Source organism: Aeromonas sp. FDAARGOS 1409 (assembly GCF_019048705.1).
GTDB classification, from domain to species: Bacteria; Pseudomonadota; Gammaproteobacteria; order Enterobacterales; family Aeromonadaceae; genus Aeromonas; species Aeromonas sanarellii.
Genome location: NZ_CP077395.1, coordinates 3,361,595 through 3,384,824 on the forward strand (window position 1 = coordinate 3,361,595; position 23,230 = coordinate 3,384,824).

A 23,230-nucleotide genomic window follows, 5' to 3' on the forward strand; every position below is an offset into this window, starting at 1 on the left:
TCGTTGGCTCTGGTCTTTTGTGTGTATCAATGGGGTATACATCAACGATACATAGTTTATGTGCCCCAATAAGTGATAAAAAAAATCATTGACCCTACTTCAATGAGACAACTATAGTGAGCCTACATGATTGAGACATGACTGATGAATGATCGGCACTGACATTACGACTGAGAGACAAGGAGAAAAGATGTTTGTGAGGGCATACCTGCGGGCCAGTACACAAGAACAAGATGCACAACGGGCACGTCAGACACTTGCAGACTTTGCCCAAGAGCGAGGCCATACAGTAGCAGCGTGGTATGCGGAGAACGTATCTGGCGCACACTTGGAGCGTCCCGAGTTGACCCGTCTGCTGGCTGACGCTCAACCTGGAGATGTCTTGCTGCTGGAGCAAGTGGATCGCCTGAGTCGTCTAGTTGAATCCGAATGGCAGCAACTCAAACGAGCCGTTGAAGATGCTGGGGTGCGTATAGTCGCTTTGGATCTACCCACCTCTTGGGGAGCTATGGACAAGGGACAGGTTGGAGCCGCAGACATGACTCAGAGGATCCTTGGGGCGGTGAACCTGATGATGCTTGAACTTCTTGCTGCCTTTGCTCGGAAAGACTATGAGGATCGCAGAAGGCGACAAGCTGAAGGCATTGCCAAGGCTAAGGAAGCGGGCAAGTACAGGGGAAGCACAGCTGATGTTGCCAAGCACAAAGTCATGGTTGACCTCAGGCGCAATGGCGTATCAGTGGGGGACATTGTGGAGATGACTGGTATGTCACGAGCTACCGTCATGCGAGTGCTGAAGAAGGCGCGAGAGAGCGGGGAACTATCCGAGTAACCTATAGACATCAAGAGGAGTCGGGTTCCTCTCGCTCTGCTTCCTCATTCAATCTTCCACCATGAGTTGACCACTACACGCACCAAACGATCTCTGAGCAATCGCATAACTGGCCTATGGGGTAGCTTAGGTGCTGGCCATGGATAATCACAGAGGATCATTGAGATGGCTTCCTGTCGATGCCTCTATCCACTGGCAGCCTATCACCTGTCCGATGCTTGGCTGATTTGAATAAACCCTGACCATAGGAGAGAATAAATCTATCGACCCTCTTTCTTACCGCCCCTGTTTTTGGACAGCCTGCCAGCTTGTCCTCGTGATCCTTCCTTTGTAAAATTGCCTTCCAATAAACCCTGACCAATGGAGAACAGCCCATGAGATAAACCAACCAAACCAGAGAAAACTGAATGACCGAACTGACTAATTCCATCGCTACCCCTAAGCGTGGCCGTCCAGTATTTACCCACGATAATCGCTTTGTCCGCCAATGGCTTTACCGCTATAGCACTTCTCTCCCGTTGGAAGATGGGTTGCTGCTACCTTTTAAAGTCCCGTCTATCTACGAGTTGCCAAGCTGGTGCAATGATGTGATTGTTGGAGCTGCAAGGTTGAACAATTCCGAGAAGTACACAGGAAAACCATTAAATACAACACTCATCATCAAGCTACTCATGGCTTTCCCCACGCTGACCAATGCCAATGTGAAGGCGTTCCTCGAGTCTCGAATGGCAGACACTGTCAGCAAGCAATACGTGAGTCAGCTAGCTAATGCTGCTATTAGTGCGAGTAAATCAATCGACTACTACCTTGCTAAGCTAGAACTTGGGGAACAAATCGGAAGGGGGCCAACTGGAAATAGTCTGACATTATTTAGTAATCCGTCAGATCACTCCTCGGTCTGGTCGGAGTGTCAGGCAGCATAGGCTTGAGTTTACAGGGATAGTCTGAACCCATCGATCTTGGTCTGGGATGATTATCAAAAAAGTATTATCTACCAGACCTTCTATCAGATCTGACATCGTTTGCTCATTGGGAATGAATGCCAGCTCTGGCTAGTGATGATTACCAATAAAGACTATCCCAATAATCTTATCTATAAGATACCTATCAGCCCCCCCTCAAACTCGGTGATCTCCATACTTTGGGGATCTCCCCATTCCTGCTGGAATAGAGGGAGGTCTAATGAAGACCAGATCTGTACAAGCTGGGGAAATGCCAAGTTGGTCTGAGCTGGAACGAGTTTTTCTGGCTGTTTATTGAACAGCGTTTGTTTGGAATGCAGGTGTCTCTAAGAATGGTAAGTTATTCACAGTAACTGCTGACATCAGCAACACTAGATTCATAATCAGAATGTGCACTTTGCGCATTACTCATCTCATACGAACAGTCATCTTCAAGATCCAGATTTGTTGCACATGAATGTAATGAGCTCGCTGCTGTTGCAAGAACGTCTGCCGCACTCTCAGCCTCTTCTCTTGCTTGAATGCACTCTTCTGAATCTTCAGATGCGGCAGCAATAGGCAATCCAAACACGACAAGAAGGGAAAATAAGCTAGCACTTAAAATACGCATAAAAGTCTCCGATTCACTATGGAGCTTATTATGCTGAAAGGTCTCTCATCGTTACTTGATCCTCTTCACAACATCCCTTAGATACCAGAGCAAAGGCCAACTACTGGATTTCCAGTGAGCTTCTATTACCCGCTTTTCTTTCACCTGTGGCGCTGTTTTACGTTGGCTTACTACGTCTGTTCTTCATTGGCTTGAAGCATTAGGGGAGGGCAGTTATCATGGGCTCCTCAATTGCCCCTATAGCTACTCCACTTCATGTGGATTACTTTGGTCGGGTTAGTTGTTACATCTTGATTTTAGAAATCTTGTTGATGGCAATCAGTTCCATCCCCAAGTGCCTGATTTATTTGGGCTCGCATTGATAACCCGTCGACCTGGTCAGGACCGGAAGGTAGCAGCCAAGGCGGGGGACTCGAGTGCCGGGATGTGGCTGGTAGGGCCACCACTTGTTTCTGCCATTCAATAAGTTACAGCTAATCACCCTCTTCAGACCTCTTGGTAATCCACTTTATGTGGATGAATCAGGAGTCTTCTCTGTGAATCTCTGGCTCAGTCCTCAAGGTCTCTGGTACTACCGCAAGGTGACACTGCTCCCTGTGGTCGTCATCAAGAGCGGTCGTCGTAACGGGATCAAACATCCCTGCCAACCCGAGACAAGCTGGCAGCCCGTGCAGGTCGTCAATATCCTCTCTTGGTCTTGCCTGTTTTCTCACTTCGCAGGAGGCCGACATGGACGGTTCCAGCATCCGGTATCGGCCGCCATCTGTGTACCACATGGTGGAAGTAAAAGATTGAAAATAGCCCTTGGCATCGGGCTATTTCACTGATCCCGGCATTCCTCATTTCTGATATATCCAAGGGATATCTTGTGCTTTGTGCTCCTTGCGCCGACCCCGTAATCTCGGGGTCGTCATCATTAATTAGCAAGGAAATAGCCATGTTGAAATCGATATTCAAAGTGACACCTCTGGTTGCCGCCATTATTTCTGGGTATGCCAATGCCGGAGAAACCATCCGGCTGGGGATCATGAGCGGCGAAGATGAAGATGTGTGGAAAGTTGCGTCGGCACAGGCCAAGAAACAGGGGCTGGATATCGAACTTGTCAAGTTCAATGACTATATCCTACCCAACGAGGCGCTGGAGAATGGTGAAATAGACGCCAACGCATTCCAGCACAAACCCTACCTGGATAATCAGGTAAAGAGCCGCGGCTATCATATCGTGCCGGTCGGCAATACGGCCGTGTGGCCCATCGGCCTGTATTCCAAGAAATTCAAGGCAGTCGGTGACTTGCCGGAGGAGGCCATCATAGGGGTGCCCAATGATCCCAGCAACGAAGGGCGCGCGCTGCGGGTGCTGGCGTCGGCCGGGGTCATCAAGCTGCGCCCTGGCTCGGGCATACTGGCGACCACCACCGACATCATCGACAACCCCAAGAAATTGCAAATCCGGGAGCTGGATACCGGCATCATAGGGCGCTCGCTGGAGGATCTGGATGCGGCCGTGGTCAATACGGACTGGGCATTGAAATCCGGGCTGAGCCAGCAGCAACGTATTTATTCCGAGACGGCAAAAGAGAATCCTTACAATAATTTCATCGCGGTCAAAAGTGGCAATGAAAGTGCCCCCTGGGTGAAAACCCTGGTTGCTTCTTACCAGAATGAGGAGGTCAAGGCTGCATTGGATAAATATTATAAAGGGACGGCAATCCCCGCGTGGTAATGAAATGACAGTGATTTATCCATCATATCCACCTGCCGTTGATGCCGTTTTTTAATACGGGTTGCCCTCACGGAAGGGGCGCCCGTATACGGCATTCTCTGGCTGCACAATAAGGCCTGACAAGGCATGTCACCAGCAGGGCCCATGATTGACAGGGTCCTTGCCGATTTTTTCGTGTGAACAGGATGTCCCATGAAGTTTCGTTATTTGCCCCGGCACAAAGAGGCCAACGGCTGGGCCGCCATCTTGCCCGAGCGGGTCCCCACACCCCATCTGCAGGAGGTGGTCCAGGGGGACTGGGTGGTGGTAGGGGCGGGCTATGCCGGGCTGGCCTTTGCCCATGCGCTGGCCGAGCATCAGCCACAGGCCCGCATCGTGCTGCTGGAGGCGGGTGTGGAGGGGGACAACGCAGCCGGACGCAACTCGGGGTTTGCCATCGACTTGCCCCACAATATCGGCAGTGGCACCGCCGAGCTGGCCAAGGCCAGCCACTATCGGCGACTGCTGAAAGGGGGACTGGCCCAGCTGGCGCACTGGGTCGGTCGGTATCGCATCGATTGCGACTGGCAGCAGAGCGGCAAGTATCACTGCGCCGTCAAGGCCGGATCCGCCGGGCTGCTCAAGCAATACGCCCACGAGCTGGATCTGCTGGACGAAGGCTATGAGTACCTGGAGGGGGCGGCGCTCTCGGCCCGCCTGGGTACCGGCTTCTACCACTCGGCCATCTATACCCCCAATACAGTGCTGCTCAATCCGGCCGCTCTGGTACGGGGGCTGGCCGACAAGCTGCCGGACAATGTGACCCTGTATGAGCGCAGCCCTGCCCTGCGGGTGGACAACACAGGCGGCGTTCGCATCACCACGCCCCATGGGGAGGTGGTGGCGGGCAAGGCCATGTTTGCCGTCAACGGCGGCGCGGGTCAGCTGACCCCCTTTGCCGGCAAGCTCGCCTCCCTGGTGACCCATGCCACCCTGACCGAGCCGCTGACGCCACGGCAGCGGGCCGGGCTGGGGGACATTGCCCCCTGGGGGCTGACCCCGGTCAACGCCATCGTCGGCGCCACCTTTCGCTACACCCGGGATCACCGCATCCTGATCCGCCAGCATGTGGCTCATGCGCCGACACTGCAAAGTCGTGCCGGGACCAACGAGGCCATGGTGCGGCGTCACCGCCGGCTGTTGCTCTCCCGCTTTCCCGAACTTGGGGAGGTGGCCTTCGCCCATAGCTGGTCCGGGCTCATCAGCGTGAGCCGCAACGGGGCGCCGCTGTGGGGCCAGTTCGGCCCGGATCTCTACGCCGCGCTGGGATGCAACGGGGCCGGGATCAGCAAGCAGACCATGGCGGGCAAGGCGCTGGCCGACCTGGTGTGCGGAGTGGAGAGCCCCTGGGGCGAGCAGATGCGCGCCCTGGGCATGGCAAACTATCTCCCGCCACGGCCCTTGCTGGATCTGGGGGTGCAGGGTTATCTCTGGAAAGAGCGGCTACTGGGGGCGGGCGAATACTAGCGCCTGACCACCACGGGGGAGGTCTGCCCCCTGGCTGAGCAGGAGGCAGACGTTGTTGCTGTGTCATTCAAGCTCGGTGGCGGCAGAGGCCTGGCGCTTGAAGGGGCCTGGCTTGTTGGCCTTGCGGTGTTCCGAAACCAGGATCAGCAGGCGCTGCAGGGCGATGAAGCTGAATAGCAGCAGACCGATGATGATCTTGGTCCACCAGGAGCTGAGGGTGCCGTCGAAGTTGATGTAGGTCTGGATCAGCCCCTGGATCAGCACCCCGAACAGGGAGCCGAAGACGGTGCCCACCCCGCCGCTCAGCAGGGTGCCGCCGATGACCACGGCGGCGATGGCATCGAGCTCCACCCCGACGGCGGCGAGCGGATAGCCCGCCGAGGTATAGAGCGCGAACGCGATACCCGCCAGGGTCGCCAACGTGGTGGAGAGCAGATAGATGCGGATGGTGGTGTGGCGCACCGAGATCCCCATCAGGGCCGCCGAGGTGGCGTTGCCACCGATGGCGTAGACGTTGTTGCCAAAGCGGGTGCGGTTGGCGAGCAGTATGCCAAGCACCACCACCGCCAGCATGATGAGGGCCAGCAGGCTGAGGCGTCCGCCTCCCGGTATCTTCCACGACAGGCTCGACAGGTAGGTGAAGCTGGGGTGATCGATGGGCAGGGACTGCTCGGAGATGAGAAAACTGGCCCCCCGCAGGAAGAACATGCCTGCCAGGGTGATGATGAAGGCGGGGATCTTCAGGGTGTCGATAAGCCAGCCCATGAGGGCGCCGAAGCCCGCGCCGAGCACCAGCACCAGGGGGATGGCCAGCATGGGGCTGACCCCCAGATCCCCGATGAGTTTTGCCAGCAGCACGCCGGTGAAGGCGATGACGGCTCCCACCGAGAGATCTATGCCCCCCGAGAGGATGACGAAGGTCATGCCCACCGCCACTATGCCGAGGAAGGCGTTGTCCGTCAGTATGTTGCAGATGATGCGGGTGGACATGAAGGCAGGGAAGGAGGCCAGGCAGAGCAGATAGCCCACCAGAAACACCATGATGGTCACCATCAGGGGGAGGTTGCGTTTAAACATGGCGAGTCCCTCGCTGGCACAGGTGGTTGAGGGCCGGTGACTGCATGACCAGCACCGCCAGCACCACCAGGGCCTTGACGATCTGGTTCCACTGGGGCTGGTAGCCGGAGAGCAGGATACCTGTGTTCACCCCCTGGATGATCAGTATGCCGATCAGGGAGAGGGCGAGGTTGAAGCGCCCCCCCATCAGGGAGGTGCCCCCTATCACCACCGCCAGGATGGCGTCCATCTCGAGCCAGAGCCCGGCGTTGTTGGCATCGGCACCCCGGATGTCGGCGGCGACTATCATGCCGGCGACGGCGGCCATGATGCCGCTCAACAGGTAGGTGGCGATCACCACCATGGGGGTGTTGAGCCCGGCGTTCTTGGCAGCCTTGATATTGATCCCCACCGCCTCGATGAAGAGGCCGAGGGCGGTGCGCTTGGTCAGCAGCCAGAGCAGCAGCGCCATTCCCAGGGTGATGATGACCGGGGTGGGTAGATAGAAGAGGGAACCGCTGCCGATCCAGGCGAGGGCGTCGTTGTTGAAGGTGATGATCTGCCCCTCGGTGATGAGCTGGGCGATGCCCCGGCCTGCCACCATGAGGATCAGGGTCGCGACTATGGGCTGGATCTTGAACACCGCCACCAGCAGGCCGTTCCACAGGCCGCACAGAAGGCCCACCCCGATGACGGCGGCGAAGATGACCGGCAGGCTGTGACCGCCGGTGGCCAGGCTGGCCATGGTGGCCCCGCTGATGGCCATGACGGCTCCCACCGACAGATCGATGCCGCCGGTGGCGATCACCAGCGTCATGCCAAGGGAGAGCAGGGCCACAGGGGCGCAGCGGTTGAGGATGTCGATGAGGCTGCCAAACAGCCGCCCATCCTGAATGTGGATGGCGAAGAAGTTGTCGGCGACCAGGGCATTGATGAGCAGCACGCCCACCAGGGCGGCGCACTGGGCCGAGCCCGTGGGCCACTCCCTGCGGGCGCGCGACCCCTTGGCGAGGGGGAGGATGGATGACGTCATATCAGGCCTCACATGCAATGGCGTTCATGATGGCAGGGACGCTGAGGGCGTCCGTCGCAAGCTCTGCCACCTGTTTTCTGTCGCGAAGGACGATCACCCGATCGGCATAGCCCACCAGCTCCTCGAGCTCGGAAGAGATGACCAGCAGGGCCAGCCCGTTGGCGCAGAGGGATTCGATGAGGCGGATGATCTCGGCGTGGGCCCCCACGTCGATGCCCCGGGTGGGCTCGTCCAGGATCAGGAACTGGGGCTTGGTGAGCAGCCAGCGGGCGAGCAGCACCTTCTGCTGGTTGCCCCCGGAGAGAAACTGGATGGGCTGCTCCGGCCCCGGGGTCTTGATGGCCAGCTGCTCGATGAGGCGGGCTGTGATCTCGTCCTGCTCCTTGCGAGACAGGGGTCGCAACCAGCCCCGCTGGGCTTGCAGGGCCAGCACCATGTTCTCCCGCACCGAGGCCGAGGCGATGATGCCGGCGCTCTTGCGATCCTCCGGGCAGAAACCAAAGCCGTTGGCGGCCGCCTGGCGTGCAGAGCGGATGGTCACTGGGTTGTCCCGCACCCGGCACTCGCCGCTGTCGCTCGGCACTATGCCGAACATCAGCTCGGCGGTCTCGGTACGACCGGACCCGAGCAGGCCGGCGAGGCCCACTATCTCCCCGGGCATGACGTCGAGGCTGAAGGGGGCGATGACCCCGCGCTTGCCATAGCCCCTGAACGACACCGTGGGCTGGTGGCTGCGCAACGTCTTGCCCGCCCGCTTGAGGGCGTTGTCGTCCAGCTCGCGCCCCAGCATCATCTTGACCAGCTCCAGTTGTGGCAGTGCCTGGGTGTCGCGGGTGCCAACCAGCTCGCCGTTGCGCAGCACTGTGATGCGATCGCTGATGGCGTAGACCTGATCGAGAAAATGGGTGATGAAGATGAGGCTCACCCCCTGATCCCGCAGGCGCGTCATCAGGGCGAAGAGCATCTGGACTTCGCTGGCATCCAGGCTCGCGGTGGGCTCGTCCAGGATCAGGATCCTGGCGGAGAGTGACACCGCCCGGGCGATGGCCACGATCTGCTGCATGGCGACCGAGTAGTGGTCCAGGGGCAGGGTGACATCCATCTCGAAGCCGTGGCTGGCCATGATGGCGCTGGCCTGCCGGGTCATGGCGCCCCGGTCGATGAAGCCGAAACGGCGGGGCTCGTGGCCGATGAAGAGGTTGTCCGCCACCGACATGTTCGGCAGCAGGTTGACCTCCTGATAGACGGTGCCTATCCCCAGGCGCTGGGCATGGGCGGTGTCCGTCGGGGAGATGGGGACGCCATCGAGCTCGATGCGGCCGGCGTCTCGCTGATAGACACCGGTGAGGGTCTTGATCAAAGTGGACTTGCCGGCCCCGTTCTCGCCGAGCAGCGCCATGATCTCCCCCCGGCGCAGGGAGAAGTCCACCTGATGCAGGGCCCGTACCCCGGGAAAGGATTTACAGATCCCGCGGGCATTCAACAGGACATCCTGATTGTTCTGTGACATGAAAATAGGCTCTCCGATATAACACGCCATATCGCAACCCAGCCGATATGACGTGTTATTTGACAGGCTGGCTCAGAGGGCGGGCATTAATAACCCATGTCTTTTTTCAGCTCGAGCTGCGCCTCGGCACTCTCTGGCTCGAACAGAACAGACTCCGTCTTGATAAGTTTGGGGGGCAGGGCGCCATCCTTTTTATAGGCCAGCAGGGCATCGAAGGCGGGGCCTGCCATATTCGGCGTGAGCTCCACCGAGGCATTGGCTTCACCGGCCATCATCGCCTTGAAAATATCCGGCACGCCGTCGATGGAGATGATCTTGATATCCTTGCCTGGTTTCAGCCCGGCCTCTTTAATGGCCTGGATGGCGCCGATGGCCATGTCATCGTTATGGGCGTAGACGGCGCAGATGTTCTTGCCGCTATTTTCCGCCTTGATGAAGCTCTCCATCACCTCCTTGCCCTTGCTGCGGGTGAAGTCGCCGGACTGGGTGCGGATGATCTTGATGGTGGGCACGGCCGCGACGGTGTCGAAGAAGCCCTTCTTGCGATCCAGCGCCACGCTGGCACCCACTGTGCCCTGCAATTCCACCACGTTGCACGGCTTGCCATCCTGCTGCTTGATGAGCCACTGGGCCGCCACCTCCCCTTCGTGGACGCTGTCTGCAGCGACCCCGGTCATGAAGAGACCATCATCTTTTACCGTGATATTGCGATCCAGCAGGAAGACCGGGATCTCGGCCTCTTTCGCCTCCTGCAATACCGGCTCCCAGCCGGTCTGTACCACGGGGGCAATAAAGATGGCATCCACCCCCTGGGCAATAAAGGAGCGAATGGCCTTGATCTGGTTCTCCTGTTTCTGCTGGGCATCGGCAATTTTCAGGATGATGCCGCGTTTTTGGGCTTCGCTCTTGGCGACCGAGGTTTCCGCGGCTCGCCACCCGGATTCAGAACCTATTTGCGAGAAGCCCACGGTCATCTCTGCAGAATATGCAGTGGCCGAGAGAATAAGGGTGCTGATAATGCCCGCCAGTTTCACTTTTTTATACATATGACACTCCTTTGTGATGCATGGTGAAATAAACCGGAACGCGTCAGGTTTTTATTGTACGGGTCAAGGTTATAGGCTCTTTAATTAAACGGCGGGAGGTGGCTCACAGAAAATTTTCAGCAGCACGATGCTTCATACAAACAGCAGAAGAGTTCATATATCCGGCGGGGGCTGCGTTGATTTCTCTGCATATTTATTCCGGCAACCAGAGTGTCCAGAGTGGGCATCGCCTTCTCGCCCCGGAAGAAGGATGGTCAGGGGGGCGTCAGCCTGGCGCGCACCGTTATTTAAAAAAGAGAGGGACCTTGCCTCAGGGGCGCACCGCCGCCAGCAGGTAGTCCACGAAGGCCCGCACCCGGGCGGAGAGGTGGCGGTGCTGGGGATAGAGGGCGTAGAAGGGGCGGGATCGCCCCGCAAAGGGCGTCATGACCTCCACCAGCTTGCCCTGGCGGAGCGCCTCTGCCGCCACGAAATGGTAGATCTGGAACAGGCCGCCGCCCGCCACCGCCCAGCCCAGGCCCGCCAGCACGTCGTCCAGCACCCGCTGGCGGCTGTGCACATGGAGATCGACAGGGGATCCCTGCTCGTCCACAAACTGCCAGGGGAAGGGGCGACCCGTGCTCGGGGTGATGAACTGGATCAGATCGTGTTGCTGCAGGGCGTCCAGGGAGGTCGGCGCGGGGCGGCGGGCGACATAGTCGGGGGCGCAGAAGACCCCGAGGCTGGCATCCTCCAGCTTGCGGGCGATGATCCGCCCATCGCGCGGCTCCCCCAGCCGGATGGCGAGATCGTAGCCGTCCTCCACGAAGTCGATGTTCCTGTTGGAGACATTGAGTTCCAGTTCGACCTCGGGATAGGCCGCCATAAAGCCCGGCAGCAGGGGCACCAGGCGGTGGTGGGCATAGACGGTGCCCACGCTTATGCGCAGCACCCCCTTGGGGTGGCGCTGGCGGCCGGTGATGGCCCGCTCTGCCTCGGCGATCTGCTCGAGCGCCTGCTGGCACTGATCCCGATAGAGCTCACCGTCGTGGGTGAGGCGCACGCTGCGGGTGGTGCGATGGAAGAGTTTGACGCCGAGCCTGGCCTCGAGCCGCTGGATGGAGCGGCTCACCGAGGCGGGCGTCACCCCCAGCACCTGGGCCGTGGCGGTGAAGCTGCCAAGTTCGGCTGCCTTGCAAAAGAGCTCTATGGTGCCGAGCTGGACGGGGTCGAAGGCACGGGACATATGTTCATCCATGTAAATAATCAAGTTCAATGGTGTGAGTTTATTCGCCCGTGGGTAATCAGTAAATTGCTCATCGAGGGCGGCCCGGTGGCCGCCCGATCGATCACTGCCATCAGAAGGAAGATCACGATGAAGAACACCCTCAAGGCCGTGCTGGCCTCACTGCTGCTGGCGACCTCGGCCTCGGCCAGCGCCGCCCCGAAAGGCGAGATCCTGGTGCTGCTCTCGAGCGAGACCGAGCTGCCGCTGCAAGGGGGCAAGAGCCTGACCACCGGCTTCTACCAGAATGAGCTGGGGGTGCCTGCCGCCGCCCTGCTGGAGGCCGGTTATACCCTGACCCCGGTGACCCCGAGAGGGAACCGGCCCGAAGCCGACAAGCACTCCATCGATCCCCAGTATTTTGGCGGCAACCCGCAGGAGATGGCGCGCATCGGCGCCGTGGTGGAGGGCCTGTTTGGTGCCAACCAGGTGCTCTCCCTGAGGGAGGTGCTGCAATCCGGTCCCGAGCGCTATGCCGGCCTCTTCATTCCCGGTGGCCACGCCCCGCTTATCGATCTCGCCAAGGATCCCGAGGTGGGCACCCTGCTGCGCCACTTCCACGACCACCAGAAGCCCACGGCGGCCATCTGCCACGGCCCCATCGCGCTGCTGGCGGCGCAGGAGGATCCAGCCGGGTTCGAGCAGGCCGTCATCGCAGGCAAGGCGGGCGGGGCCAGGGAGTGGATCTACGACGGTTACAGGATGACCATCTTCTCCGACAAGGAGGAGGTGGTGTTCGAAGACTCGCTCAAGGGCGACAAGCTGCGCTACTACCCGGCGCAGGCCATGGCGCAAGCCGGTGGCAAGATGCAGTTCGTCGCCCCCTGGCAGCCCGGCGTGGTGATCGATCGGGAGCTCATCACAGGCCAGAATCCCTTCTCCGACCACGCCCTGGCGAGCGCCTTCATCGCGGCGCTGGACAAGCAGCAAGGGGCGCGCTGACGCCACGGGAGGCGACAGCTCCCCAGACGACAGATGCAGGCAGCCCAGGGTGGGCTGCCTTTTTCATGTCTCGGCCTTGGCGAGAAACGCCTTCATGGCGGGGGTGACGCTGTGTTTTCGGGTGATGAAGGCGATGGTGCCGGCGCTCGCATCGCTCAAGGGGTGGCAGGACAGCTTGAAGAGCTGCTGGGCGGTGGCGGCGATGCCGGCGCTGACCACGGCGCAGCCCAGGTCGTGGCTCACCCCGTTGACCAGGTGGAACAGGGAGTCGGTCTCCAGCACCACCCGCAGGCTGAGCTGCTGGCGGGCGGCGGTCTCGTCGAGGTAGCGGCGAAACTGCATGGTGGTGCTTGGCAGGATCAGGGGGAGATCCTGCAAGTCCGCCAGCCTCAGGGGCTGGTTCTCGTTGAGGTGAGGGGGCAGGGGACCCAGCAGTGCCATGGGGTTGGGGTGGCGCAGCTGGACGTCGAGGGTCCGGCGCTGGTGCTCGGTGAGCAGTTCGTCAAAGCCGAGGCCGATGTCGATGCGGTGTAGATCCAGTTGATCCATCAGGGTGCCGTGGGTCATCACCGACAGGTGCAGGCCGACCTTGGGGAAGGCGTCGTTGAACCCCTTGAGCAGCGGCATGATGTCGATGCTTGACTGGGGCACCACGCCGATGCGCAGGGCCCCCGACAGCCCGCCACTAAACAGACTCAGCTCCTGGCGCAGGGCATCCTGCTCCCGGAGCATCCGCTCGGCGTGGCGCAGCACCACTTCCCCCGCCTGGGTCAGCGCCACGAACTGGCTGTTGCGCACCACCAGCTCGGTGCCGAGGGACTTTTCCAGCGCCGTGATGCTGGCCGACAGGGTCGGCTGGGTGATGAAGCAGGCCTTGGCCGCCTTGGCGAAGTGTTTGTGCTGGGCCAGCTCGTGGAAATAGTGCAACTGCTTGATGTTCATCGAAGAGAGGCGATTGAGGTGGAGGATGGCTGACAAAGTTAATCAATCGACATAGCCATGGCAATAGAGGTTGTCTATCAACGAATAGATTTGTTTCATTGGTTTTGGCGCGGCGGCTTATCTAAACTTGAGGCCCGAATACAGCTTATAAGCGTCTCGCATGAACCCTTTCAATTCACGGTTGCCCAGGCTGGATGAGCTGGTGGAAGAGGTGGCCGTGTCCGTCAACATCAACGGCATCAACCACGCGGTCATGATGGCCACCCCGGACGATCTCGACGACTTCGCCATCGGTTTTCTGTTTGGCGAGGGGATCATCGGCGGCAACCACGATGTGCACGACATCCAGAGCACCCCTTCCGAGCAGGGGGTGGTGCTCGACGTCACCATCGCCAACCGCTGTCTGGCGGCCCTGGGCCAGCGCAAGCGCCGCCTGGCCGGGGCGAGCGGCTGCGGCATCTGCGGGGTGGAGGCCATGGAGCATGCGCTGCCGGCGCTCACCCCCCTGACTCCGGGCGTCCCCTTCGATATCGAGCGTCTGCGGGACTTGCGCGAGCGCATCGCCCCCTGGCAGAGCAAGGCCCGCCAGAGCGGGGCCCTCCATGCCGCCCTGGCGCTGAATGATCGCGGTGAGATCCTCGCCTGCCGGGAGGACATAGGTCGCCACAATGCCCTGGACAAGCTCATCGGCATGCAGCTGCGCCAATCTGCGCAGGCCGATACTCTGGTCATCACCAGCCGCTGCGGCAGCGAACTCATTCACAAGGCGGTGCAATTTGGCGCGGCGCACCTGATCAGCCTCGCCTCTCCCAGCCAGCTCGCGGTGCGACTGGCCCAAAAATACAACCTGACCCTCATTCATGTGCCCCGATCCGACGCCCCGGTCTGCTATGCCAGCCCCCGCGCCCAGGATCACGTTGGAGAACTCCATGTCCCATCATATTGAGAAACCGGCCAAGGCCGGCGGCTTTTCCTCCCTGCAGTCCACCTTCAAGCAGGTGCTACGCAGCCAGAAGACCCGCCAGAACATCAAGAACCTGCTGCGGGTCAACCAGACCGACGGCTTCGACTGCCCGGGTTGCGCCTGGGGTGACAACAAGCAGGGGGCCTTCCAGTTTTGCGAGAACGGCGCCAAGGCGGTGGCCTGGGAATCCACCGGCAAGACGGTGGGGGCCGATTTCTTCGCCGAGCATTCGGTGCGTCGCCTCGCCACCCAGAGCGACTACTGGCTCGAATACCAGGGGCGGCTGACCGAGCCCCTGCGCTACAACCCGGCCACCGACCACTACGAGCCGATAAGCTGGGACCAGGCGTTTGCCCTCATCGCCGACAAGCTCAAGAGCCTGGCCAGCCCCGACGAGGTGGAGTTCTACACCTCGGGACGTGCCAGCAACGAGGCATCCTATCTGTATCAGCTGTTCGGCCGCCTCTATGGCACCAACAACTTCCCCGACTGCTCCAACATGTGCCACGAGGCGAGCGGGGTGGGGCTGATCCAGTCCGTCGGGGTGGGCAAGGGCACAGTGGTGCTCGATGACTTCGACGCCGCCAAAGCCATCTTCGTCTTTGGCCAGAACCCGGGCACCAACCACCCGCGCATGATGAACGCCCTGCGCAAGGCGGCGCGCCAGGGCTGCCAGATAGTCACCTTCAACAACCTGAAAGAGGTGGCCCTCGAGCGCTTCGCCAGCCCCCAGAGCCCGGCGGAGCTGTTGACCCCGGCGGCCACCACCATTAGCCACCAGTACCTCACGCCGAAGCTTGGCGGCGACATGGCGGCCATTCGCGGCATGGCGAAATACATCCTGGAAGAGGAGGGGAGCCGCCTCGATCTCGCCTTTATCGAACAGCACACCGCGCACTTTGACGAGTATCTTGCCAAGGTGAAGGCCACGGAGTGGGCGCAGATAGAGGCGCAATCCGGGCTCGGTCGAGAGGAGATCACCCGGGCGGCGCAGATCTTTGCCAAGAGCGATCGCGTGATCAGCTGCTGGGCCATGGGGATCACCCAGCACAAGCACTCGGTCGACACCATTCGCGAAATCGTCAACCTGCACCTGATGTGCGGCCAGATCGGCAAGCCGGGGGCCGGGCTCTGCCCGGTGCGCGGCCACAGCAACGTGCAGGGCAACCGCACCATGGGGATCAACGAGAAACCCAACGCTGCCTTCCTCGATCGTCTGGAGCGCCGCTTCCCGGTGGGCCTCAAGCGCACGCCGGGCCACAACGTCCATGAGGCCCTCAAGGCCCTGCACGGCGGCAGGAGCAAGGTGCTCATCTGCCTCGGGGGCAACCTGGCGGCCGCGGCGCCGGACACCGACTTCACCTATGAGGCGATGCGCCGCTGCGAGCTCAATGTGCAGATCAGCACCAAGCTCAACCGCAGCCACCTCATGGTCTCCAAGGATGCCCTGATCCTGCCCTGTCTCGGCCGCACCGAGCTCGACCTGCAGCGCAGCGGGGTGCAGAAGATCACCGTGGAGGACACCTTCAGCATGGTGCACGCCTCCACCGGCATGAACGAGCCGGTCTCGCCGCTCTGCCTCTCCGAAATCGACATAGTCGCGCGCATGGCCGAGGCGACGCTCGGCAGCGAGCGGGTGGACTGGCTGGCACTGCGGGATGACTATGGACTGCTGCGCGACCTTATCGCCGAGACCATCGCCGGCTTTGACGACTTCAATCGCCGCATCGAGGAGCCCTGCGGCTTCCACCTGGAGAACAGCGCCGCCCTGCTGCGCTGGAACACCCCGAGCGGGCGCGCCGAATTCAGGGCGAGCAGGTTGCCGGACTCCATCCTGCCCGAGTGCACCAGCCACGCGGAGCAGATGCAGGATCAGCCCGTGCTGCTGCTGCAGAGCCTGCGCTCCCACGATCAGTACAACACCACCATCTACGGCATGGACGATCGCTACCGCGGCATCAAGGGGCGGCGCAACGTGGTCTTCATGAACGAAGAGGACGCCAGGAGGCTGGGGCTCGCCGAGGAGCAGCTAGTGGACATGGCGGCCATCTGCAACGACGGGCGCGAGCGGGTGGTGCGCGGCTTTAGCGTCATCTTCTACGAGATCCCCAGGGGCAACATCGCCGCCTACTACCCGGAGACCAACCCCCTGGTGGCCATCGACAGCATAGGGGAGGGCTCCTTCACCCCCACCTCCAAGTCGGTACCCGTGCTGGTGACCCCAAGCCAGCCACAGGCCGCGAGCCTGGCCGTCAACCTCTGACCCTCCCAAGACCCCTGTCCATGACAGGGGTCTTGGCTTGGGTGGTATTCATCCGGGCCAATGTGTGGCCAAGCTGTATGGCGATTGTATGGCTGACCACCTTTAGGTAGCCGGGGCCCGCGCTTGCACCTATGCTTCTGCCCCTCTCCCGATCCCCCTCGACCAGGCCGGGACGGTTACCTGAAGTGGCGCGCCCGCGTCGGTCCATCCCGAGCGGCGGCGCACTCAACCCGATACGGATCCCACAGATGTTGAATTCAAGCACAGCGCTGCTGGCCAGCCTCGCCCTGATCCTGGCCAGCCCGATCGTGAACGCGGCGCCCGCCGAGGAGGCGAGCCAGGAGGGCGGGGAGGACAAGGAGAAGGCCGGGGCGAACGGCAAGGGGGAGGCCGGGCGCTCGCCCTGGCTGTTTGTGCCGCTGCTAAGCTCCAGCCCCAAGCTGGACACGGCGGGGGGCCTGATGGTGGGCTACCTGCACCAGTTCGACGAGGGATCGCGCCCCTCGCTCTTCACCGTCTCGGCCAAGTACACCACCTCGGAGTCCCTGATCGCGAGCGCCTTCGCCAAGACGTCGTTCGGGGCGGACCACCACCGCCTCGTCGGCGGCATCATCTCGGGGGACATCAACAACGACTACGAGGACTACCTCGGCAGCGGCCGCCCCCTCGAGACCAACGACCACTTCCGCTCCGCCTTCCTGCGCTACCTCCATCGGGTGGAGGGGGACTGGTTCGTCGGCGGCATGGCGGCCTACTCCAACTACGAGATGCAGGGGCAGGATCCACAGTCCGACCAGATCCTGGAGGAGCTGGGGCTGGAGGGTTTCACCTCGGGGGGCCTGGGGCTGGTGGTGCAGCACGACTCCCGTGACAGCGACTTTCGTGCGACCAGGGGCTGGTACCTCAACGTCAACAACCTGGCCTACCGGGAGGGGCTGGGGGGAGAGGAGGACTTCGATATCTACCGGGTGGATTATCGCGGCTACTGGAGCCACGGCGATGGCCATGTGCTCGCCTGGCGCAATCGCAACCAGTTCTCTCACCAGGCGCCGACGGGCTCCTACTCCCCCATCTACCTGCGTGGCTACACCCCGGGGGAATACCTGGGACAGCACATGTCGGCGGTGGAGGTGGAGGAGCGCTACCAGCTGGCGGAACGCTGGACCCTGACCGCCTTTGCCGGGGTGGCCTGCCTCTATGGGGACGGCGTCAACGGCGAGGCCCTCGACTGTGGCGACCGCGACAACGTCTATCCCGCCTGGGGGGCGGGGGTGCAGTACCTGCTCAAGCCGGAGGCGGGCATAGTGGCCAACCTCGAATACGCCATGGGCAAGGATGACAACGCCGGCATCTACCTGAAGATGGGTTACAGCTTCTGATACAACGCGGCCCCTGATGGGGCCGCATGTCAATCCGCCTCTGCCACCACCACGCAGTTTCTGCCCCTGCGCTTGGCCTCGTAGAGCGCCTTGTCCGCCTGCTTGAGCACGGCGGCGAGATCCGGGGTATCCGCCGGCCAGTGGGCGACCCCGAGGGAGATGGTGATATGCCCGCCCGTCTCCATCTCGTGACTGGCCACCCTGGCCCGCAGCCGCTCGGCGATCCGCTGGGCCTGCGCCAGGGAGACCCCGGGCTGCAGCAACAGGAACTCCTCGCCGCCGCTGCGGCACAGAGCGGCATCGGGGCGCAGATCCTGCTGCATCAGGGTCGCCAGGGCGATGATGACGGCATCCCCCACGTCGTGGCCGAAGCCGTCGTTGATGGCCTTGAAGTGATCGATGTCGAGGGCGATCACGGCCAGGGGGCGTGACTGGGCCTGGTAGTCGTCCAGCATCTGCTGCATGGCCCGCCGGTTGAAGAGCCCGGTCATGGGGTCGGTGTGACTGTCGGTGTGCAGCTTGTCTATCTTGGTGTTGAGCAGCCCCAGCCCCTTGAGGATGGCCAGCTTCAGCTGGGCCGCCTCGTAGTACCAGGCGCGGATGCCGGAGATGTTGGAAGCCGCCCCCTGCTGATCCATCAGCCTGGCCCGGTTGGCCAGTTGTCGCAGCGGCCTGGCAATGGCGGTGGCCGAGAGCCAGATGACGAAGAGGATGAAGAGGGTGACCGGGATCATCCCCTTGAGGATCTCGAACATCTGTTGATCCAGCCCGGCCAGGGTGGCGCTGCGGGGGCGCTGGGCCACCACGCCCCAGCCGGCGCCTGCCACCGGGGCGAAGCCCGCCAGCATCTCGTTTCCTCCGGAATTGAGCACGGCCTGCGCGCCCTGCCGCCCTTGCAATACCTCGTCCACCACCCGGTTGTCGCCGACCTTCTGGCCGATGCGCTTGGGATTGGGGTGGTAGATCAGCGTTCTCTGCCGGTCTACCACATAGAGGTAGGAGCCGTCCTGATAGTAGTGCTGGCCCAGCAGGCTGGAGAGCACGCTGGCGGACTCCAGATAGATGCTGCCTGCCACGAAGCCGAGGTAGCGCCCGTCGGCCGCAAAGATCGGATAGGAGAGGCTGATAAGGTAGTTGCCCGAGAGGGCGATGAGCGGGTCCGAGATGAGTGGCTTCCGACTGGCGAGACTCTGACGGGCGCTGCGGGAGCTAAGCTTGACCCCCTTGACCTTCAGGGTCTCGGGGGAGACGGCGACCACGGTGGCCTCGGTGTTCACGACGGCCACCGAGTTGAAGGTGTTGGTCTGCTGGCGCAGCTGACTCATCAGCTCATCGAGCCTCTCGACGTCATTGGCCAGCAGCATGGGCGCCAGCCGGCTGGCGCCATAGGCGAGCTGCCCCTGGGCCGAGCGCAGCATGGCGTCGGTGGAGGCGGCCAGCTTGGCGGCATAGACCCGGTTCGCCTCCAGGGTGCTGTCGATCAGCAACTGCCGCTGGGCCTGATGGATGGCGTAGAAGCTGTTGCCGAAGGTGGCCAGCACGCCGAGCACGGCCAGGGCCAGGATGAGGCGATGAAGGTCAAACCTCAGCAACCAGTGGGATGGCATGGAAGAAACGGATCCTTGTCGTGGGCGCCAGAGGCAATGGCACGATTTTAAGGGGGGTGTCCGCCCAAAGCTACCCTTAATGTGGTTCTCAGGTGATACCCTTCTCGTCGGAGGTAGGGTCGTCGGGTGACACCCTGTTCTGCTGCCCGGGCGGATCGCCGAGGGCGGGATCCGCAAGCGCCGCCACCGTCTGCCAGAAGGGGGTGATGAGGGGGTTGTCGTTGCCTGGCGGGCGAATGAGCCCGATGATCCAGCTCGCCTCGGGCTCCTCCAGGGGCAGGGTCAGCACGTCCGGGTGCTCTATGGTGGTGGAGGAGGGCACCAGGGTCCAGGCGATGCCTGCCGCCGCGGTGGCGATGCCGGCGGCGAAGTCGTTTACGTACTGGATCTCCTGAAACCTCAGCCCGCTCTGGGCCAGGTAGTGGACGAACTGATCGTAAAAGGAGGGGGCCTTGTCCCGGCGCAGGATGGCGAGCGGCCTGTCCACCAGATCTTTGAGGCCGCTGACCCCGGCGTAACTCGCAGGCAGCACGGCGACGAAATGGGCGCGCACCACAGGCAGGCAGTGCCAGCCTTTGGGGGCGGGCAGGCGGCAGAAGCCGAGATCCAGCCGCCCCTCGGCCAGCGCCAGCAACTGGTGGTGGGTGGAGAGATCGTTGAGCTCGATGCCGACCCCGGGGCGGCTGGCCCGAAACCGGGCGATGGCGGCGGGCACCAGCAGCTTGGTGGCGACCCCGAAGCCGATGCGCAGGGTGCCGCCGTTGCCCGCCAGCACGTCGCGGGCGCTGCGGGCGAGCTGCTCGCTCTGGGCCACCAGGGCATAGGCGTCTCCGTAGAGGGCGCGGCCCAGGGCGGTGAGCCGGGTGTGGCTTGCGCTGCGCTCGAACAGATCGCCGCCAAATTCCGCCTCCAGGCGCCGGATCTGCTTGCTCAGGGCCGACTGGGTGATGTGCTGGCGCGCCGCCGCCTGACCGAAGTGCAATACCTCCCCCAGGGTGACGAAGGCTTTCAGATCCCTTAGCTCCATGGTTTCCCCTTTCATTCCTATTGGGAATCTTGAGTGGTCATATTTGTCATTGGACGGAATTTTAGAAGTGTTGGATGCTGATGCCAATTGATTTCGGGCTCCCCGCAGGGGGGGCAGGGCCATTCGCGCAGAAGGAGCAACACCAGATGCATCATCACAAGTTCAACGACTTCCCCACCGATTTTCTGTGGGGCGCCGCCTCCGCCGCCTATCAGGTGGAAGGGGCCTGGAATGCCGATGGCAAGGGCCCCTCGGTGTGGGATCTGTTCACCAAGCTGCCGGGCAAGACCTTTGAGGGCAGCAACGGCGACGTGGCGGTGGATCACTACCACCGTATGGAGGAGGACGTGGCGCTGATGGCGGAGATGGGGCTCAAGGCCTACCGCTTCTCGGTGAGCTGGCCGCGCATCTATCCGACCGGCCGCGGCGAGGTGAACGAGGCGGGGCTGACCTTCTACGAGAAACTCATCGATACCCTGCTGGCCCACGGCATCGAGCCGGTGCTGACCCTCTATCACTGGGACCTGCCCCAGGCGCTGCAGGACGAGTACGGCGGCTGGGAAGACAGGCGCATCATCGACGACTTCGAGCGCTACTGCGTGACCCTCTACCAGCGCTTCGGCGCCAAGGTGAAGTACTGGGTGTCGCTCAACGAGCAGAACTACAACCTGACCAACGCTTATCAACTCGGCACCCACCCGCCCGCGGTGCAGGACAGGAAGCGCTTCTTTGCCGCCAACCACATCGCGTTTCTCGCCAACGCCAGGGTCATCAAGGCGTTCCGCGAGCATGTGCCGGGGGGGCTGATCGGCCCGAGTTTCGCCTACTCGCCCGCCTATCCGGCGTCGTGCGATCCCAAAGACATGCTGGCATTCGAGAACGCCGAGGAGTTCACCAACCTCTGGTGGCTGGACGCCTACTGCTTCGGCCGCTACCCCCAGGCGGCGCTCGCCTACCTGAGGGAAACCGGCGAGGCCCCCGAGATCCTGCCGGGGGATCTGGCACTGCTGAAGGAGGGGACGCCGGACTACATAGGCGTCAACTACTATTACACCCTGACCTTCACCGACAATCCCCTCGGCGGTCAGACCATGCAGCGCATCAACACCACGGGCAAGAAGGGCACCACGCCGTCCAGCGGCATTCCCGGCCTCTACAAGACGGCCCCCAATCCGCACCTTGAGACCAGCAACTGGGACTGGGCCATCGATCCCACCGGGATGCGCATCGCCCTGCGTCGCCTCTCGTCTCGCTACGGCCTGCCGCTGATGATCACCGAGAACGGCCTCGGCGAGTTCGACAAGCTGGAGGCGGGAGACAAGGTGAAGGACGACTACCGCATCGATTACCTGCGCAGCCATATCAAGGCGTGCCAGGAGGCGATGCAGGACGGGGTCGAGCTGCTTGGCTACTGCGCCTGGTCCTTCACCGACATCCTGAGCTGGCTCAACGGCTACCAGAAACGCTACGGCTTCGTCTATGTGGAGCGCGACGAGCAGGGAGGCTCCCTGCGCCGCATCAAGAAGGAGAGCTTCCACTGGTACCGCCAGGTGATCGCCTCCGGCGGCAAGACCCTGTAAGGCGCGAGTGAGCACGGCAGTGCGCAGAGAATGCCCGCCCTGAATGCCAGCAGGCCCCCTCATCCGAGGGGGCCTGCTGTTTTGAGAGGGCTGGCGCGAAGCGCGGCCTAGATAAACATGCCCCCCGAGGCCTCGATGCGCTGGGCGGTGATCCAGCGGCTGTCATCGGAGAGCAGGGCGGCCATGACGCCGCCGATGTCGTCGGGCTGGCCCACCCGGCCGAGGGCCGTCTGGCTCGCGAGAAAGGCGTTGACCCCCTTGTCGTCGCGCACCACGCCACCGCCAAAGTCGGTCTCGATGGCGCCGGGGGCCAGCACGTTGACGGCGATGCCGCGGGGGCCCAGCTCCTTGGCCAGGTAGTGGGTCAGCACCTCCACACCCCCCTTCATGGCGGCGTAGGCGGCATAGCCCGGCATGGCGAAGCGGGTGAGGCCGGTGGAGAGGTTGAGGATGCGGCCGCCATCCGCGATGAGCGGCAGCAGCGCCTGGGTCAGGAAGAAGGTGCCCTTCAGGTGGATGTTGAGCAGGGTGTCGAACTGCTCTTCCGTGGTCTGCTCGAAGCTGGCGCGGATGCCGATGCCGGCGTTGTTGACCAGGAAGTTGAAATGGGTGCGCTGCCATTCCCGGGCGAGCAGCTGCTTCACCTCGTCTGCGAAGGCGGCGAAGGTGGCGCTCTCCCCCACGTCCAGCGCCAGGGCATGGGCCTGTACCCCGAGGGCGCGGGCCCTGGCCACCACGGCGGCGGCCTCCCCGGCCTGGCTGCGATAGGTGAGGATGAGATCGACGCCTTTGGCCGCGAGGGCCAGGGCGCCGTGCTTGCCGAGGCCGCGGCTGGCTCCCGTGATGAGGGCGATGGGTCTGGTCATGGTGTGACTCCTGTCCGGGTGAATGACGAGGGCTCGGTGCGAGCCGACCGGATCACTGTATTGTTCGTTTCAAACTCGATAAATAGCGTGATAATGAAATCACTGTTCCGTTTAGAGA

Annotated in this window: 19 protein-coding genes and 1 other RNA gene; 10 read left to right on the top strand and 10 right to left on the bottom strand. The window is 61.9% G+C overall.

The genetic code is table 11. From position 1 onward, the window contains the following. Positions 1 to 148: 148 nt before the first annotated feature. Both I6L39_RS15780 and I6L39_RS15785 read left to right on the top strand, forming a co-directional pair. The gene (locus I6L39_RS15780; protein WP_223953114.1) at positions 149 to 832 is read left to right on the top strand and encodes a recombinase family protein; all 684 of its coding nucleotides are present in this window, start codon (positions 149 to 151) and stop codon (positions 830 to 832) included. Between the two features lie 407 nt (positions 833 to 1,239). Continuing rightward, the gene (locus tag I6L39_RS15785; RefSeq protein WP_182963760.1) at positions 1,240 to 1,755 is read left to right on the top strand and encodes a hypothetical protein; all 516 of its coding nucleotides are present in this window, start codon (positions 1,240 to 1,242) and stop codon (positions 1,753 to 1,755) included. Positions 1,756 to 2,134: 379 nt separating this feature from the next. Here the strand turns inward: I6L39_RS15785 and I6L39_RS15790 are convergent, their stop codons facing one another. Then, on the bottom strand, positions 2,135 to 2,404 hold the full coding sequence (locus I6L39_RS15790) for a hypothetical protein (RefSeq protein WP_124245252.1): 270 nt from the start codon (positions 2,402 to 2,404) through the stop codon (positions 2,135 to 2,137). A gap of 345 nt (positions 2,405 to 2,749) precedes the next feature. Here I6L39_RS15790 and ffs point away from each other — a divergent pair. The 3 genes from ffs to I6L39_RS15805 all read left to right on the top strand — a co-directional run bounded on the left by ffs (position 2,750) and on the right by I6L39_RS15805 (position 5,633). Next, positions 2,750 to 2,843, top strand: an RNA gene (gene ffs / locus I6L39_RS15795) — signal recognition particle sRNA small type. 498 nt (positions 2,844 to 3,341) lie between these two features. After that, positions 3,342 to 4,127: a MetQ/NlpA family ABC transporter substrate-binding protein gene (locus I6L39_RS15800; protein ID WP_216990180.1), complete on the top strand. Its 786-nt coding sequence runs from the start codon at positions 3,342 to 3,344 to the stop codon at positions 4,125 to 4,127. Positions 4,128 to 4,319: 192 nt separating this feature from the next. Then, on the top strand, positions 4,320 to 5,633 hold the full coding sequence (locus tag I6L39_RS15805) for an FAD-binding oxidoreductase (RefSeq protein WP_216990181.1): 1,314 nt from the start codon (positions 4,320 to 4,322) through the stop codon (positions 5,631 to 5,633). Positions 5,634 to 5,696: 63 nt separating this feature from the next. On the opposite strand, the gene yjfF is transcribed toward I6L39_RS15805, so the two are convergent. The 5 genes from yjfF to I6L39_RS15830 all read right to left on the bottom strand — a co-directional run bounded on the left by yjfF (position 5,697) and on the right by I6L39_RS15830 (position 11,515). After that, complete coding sequence (gene yjfF, locus I6L39_RS15810; protein WP_216990182.1) at positions 5,697 to 6,710, bottom strand: galactofuranose ABC transporter, permease protein YjfF; 1,014 nt, start codon at positions 6,708 to 6,710, stop codon at positions 5,697 to 5,699. Then, on the bottom strand, positions 6,703 to 7,722 hold the full coding sequence (gene ytfT, locus I6L39_RS15815; RefSeq protein WP_216990183.1) for a galactofuranose ABC transporter, ATP-binding protein YtfT: 1,020 nt from the start codon (positions 7,720 to 7,722) through the stop codon (positions 6,703 to 6,705). The genes yjfF and ytfT overlap by 8 nt, the downstream gene beginning before the upstream one ends. Position 7,723: 1 nt before the next feature. Then, a complete protein-coding gene (gene ytfR, locus I6L39_RS15820) occupies positions 7,724 to 9,232 on the bottom strand; it encodes a galactofuranose ABC transporter, ATP-binding protein YtfR (protein ID WP_216990184.1) in 1,509 nt (502 codons plus the stop codon). 86 nt (positions 9,233 to 9,318) lie between these two features. Then, positions 9,319 to 10,278 (bottom strand): galactofuranose ABC transporter, galactofuranose-binding protein YtfQ, encoded by a 960-nt coding sequence (gene ytfQ, locus I6L39_RS15825; RefSeq protein WP_042078264.1) that lies wholly within the window; start codon positions 10,276 to 10,278, stop codon positions 9,319 to 9,321. Positions 10,279 to 10,588: 310 nt separating this feature from the next. After that, a complete protein-coding gene (locus I6L39_RS15830) occupies positions 10,589 to 11,515 on the bottom strand; it encodes a LysR family transcriptional regulator (protein ID WP_254203667.1) in 927 nt (308 codons plus the stop codon). 117 nt (positions 11,516 to 11,632) lie between these two features. On the opposite strand from I6L39_RS15830, the gene I6L39_RS15835 reads away from it, so the two are divergent. Beyond that, entirely contained in the window at positions 11,633 to 12,484 is an 852-nt protein-coding gene (locus tag I6L39_RS15835; protein ID WP_216990185.1) for a type 1 glutamine amidotransferase domain-containing protein, read from the top strand. A gap of 63 nt (positions 12,485 to 12,547) precedes the next feature. Here the strand turns inward: I6L39_RS15835 and I6L39_RS15840 are convergent, their stop codons facing one another. Further along, positions 12,548 to 13,426, bottom strand: a complete 879-nt coding sequence (locus I6L39_RS15840; protein WP_216991817.1) for a LysR family transcriptional regulator — start codon at positions 13,424 to 13,426, stop codon at positions 12,548 to 12,550. 160 nt (positions 13,427 to 13,586) lie between these two features. Here I6L39_RS15840 and fdhD point away from each other — a divergent pair, with 160 nt between their 5' ends. The 3 genes from fdhD (at position 13,587) to I6L39_RS15855 (ending at position 18,032) form a co-directional block, all read left to right on the top strand. After that, positions 13,587 to 14,372 carry a formate dehydrogenase accessory sulfurtransferase FdhD gene (gene fdhD, locus I6L39_RS15845; protein ID WP_216990186.1) on the top strand — a complete coding sequence of 262 codons (786 nt, stop codon included), beginning with the start codon at positions 13,587 to 13,589 and terminating at the stop codon, positions 14,370 to 14,372. Then, a complete protein-coding gene (locus tag I6L39_RS15850) occupies positions 14,356 to 16,653 on the top strand; it encodes an FdhF/YdeP family oxidoreductase (RefSeq protein WP_216990187.1) in 2,298 nt (765 codons plus the stop codon). The genes fdhD and I6L39_RS15850 overlap by 17 nt, the downstream gene beginning before the upstream one ends. Before the next feature lie 248 nt (positions 16,654 to 16,901). Continuing rightward, positions 16,902 to 18,032 carry a BamA/TamA family outer membrane protein gene (locus tag I6L39_RS15855; RefSeq protein ID WP_254203668.1) on the top strand — a complete coding sequence of 377 codons (1,131 nt, stop codon included), beginning with the start codon at positions 16,902 to 16,904 and terminating at the stop codon, positions 18,030 to 18,032. 29 nt (positions 18,033 to 18,061) lie between these two features. On the opposite strand, the gene I6L39_RS15860 is transcribed toward I6L39_RS15855, so the two are convergent. Both I6L39_RS15860 and I6L39_RS15865 read right to left on the bottom strand, forming a co-directional pair. Continuing rightward, entirely contained in the window at positions 18,062 to 19,639 is a 1,578-nt protein-coding gene (locus tag I6L39_RS15860) for a sensor domain-containing diguanylate cyclase (protein WP_216990188.1), read from the bottom strand. Positions 19,640 to 19,727: 88 nt separating this feature from the next. Beyond that, complete coding sequence (locus I6L39_RS15865) at positions 19,728 to 20,666, bottom strand: LysR family transcriptional regulator (protein WP_254203670.1); 939 nt, start codon at positions 20,664 to 20,666, stop codon at positions 19,728 to 19,730. Positions 20,667 to 20,812: 146 nt separating this feature from the next. Between I6L39_RS15865 and I6L39_RS15870 the strand changes: the two genes are divergently transcribed. Further along, complete coding sequence (locus I6L39_RS15870; protein ID WP_216990189.1) at positions 20,813 to 22,246, top strand: glycoside hydrolase family 1 protein; 1,434 nt, start codon at positions 20,813 to 20,815, stop codon at positions 22,244 to 22,246. A 107-nt stretch (positions 22,247 to 22,353) separates the two neighbouring features. Here the strand turns inward: I6L39_RS15870 and I6L39_RS15875 are convergent, their stop codons facing one another. Further along, a complete protein-coding gene (locus I6L39_RS15875) occupies positions 22,354 to 23,112 on the bottom strand; it encodes an SDR family NAD(P)-dependent oxidoreductase (RefSeq protein ID WP_216990190.1) in 759 nt (252 codons plus the stop codon). Positions 23,113 to 23,230: the final 118 nt, after the last annotated feature.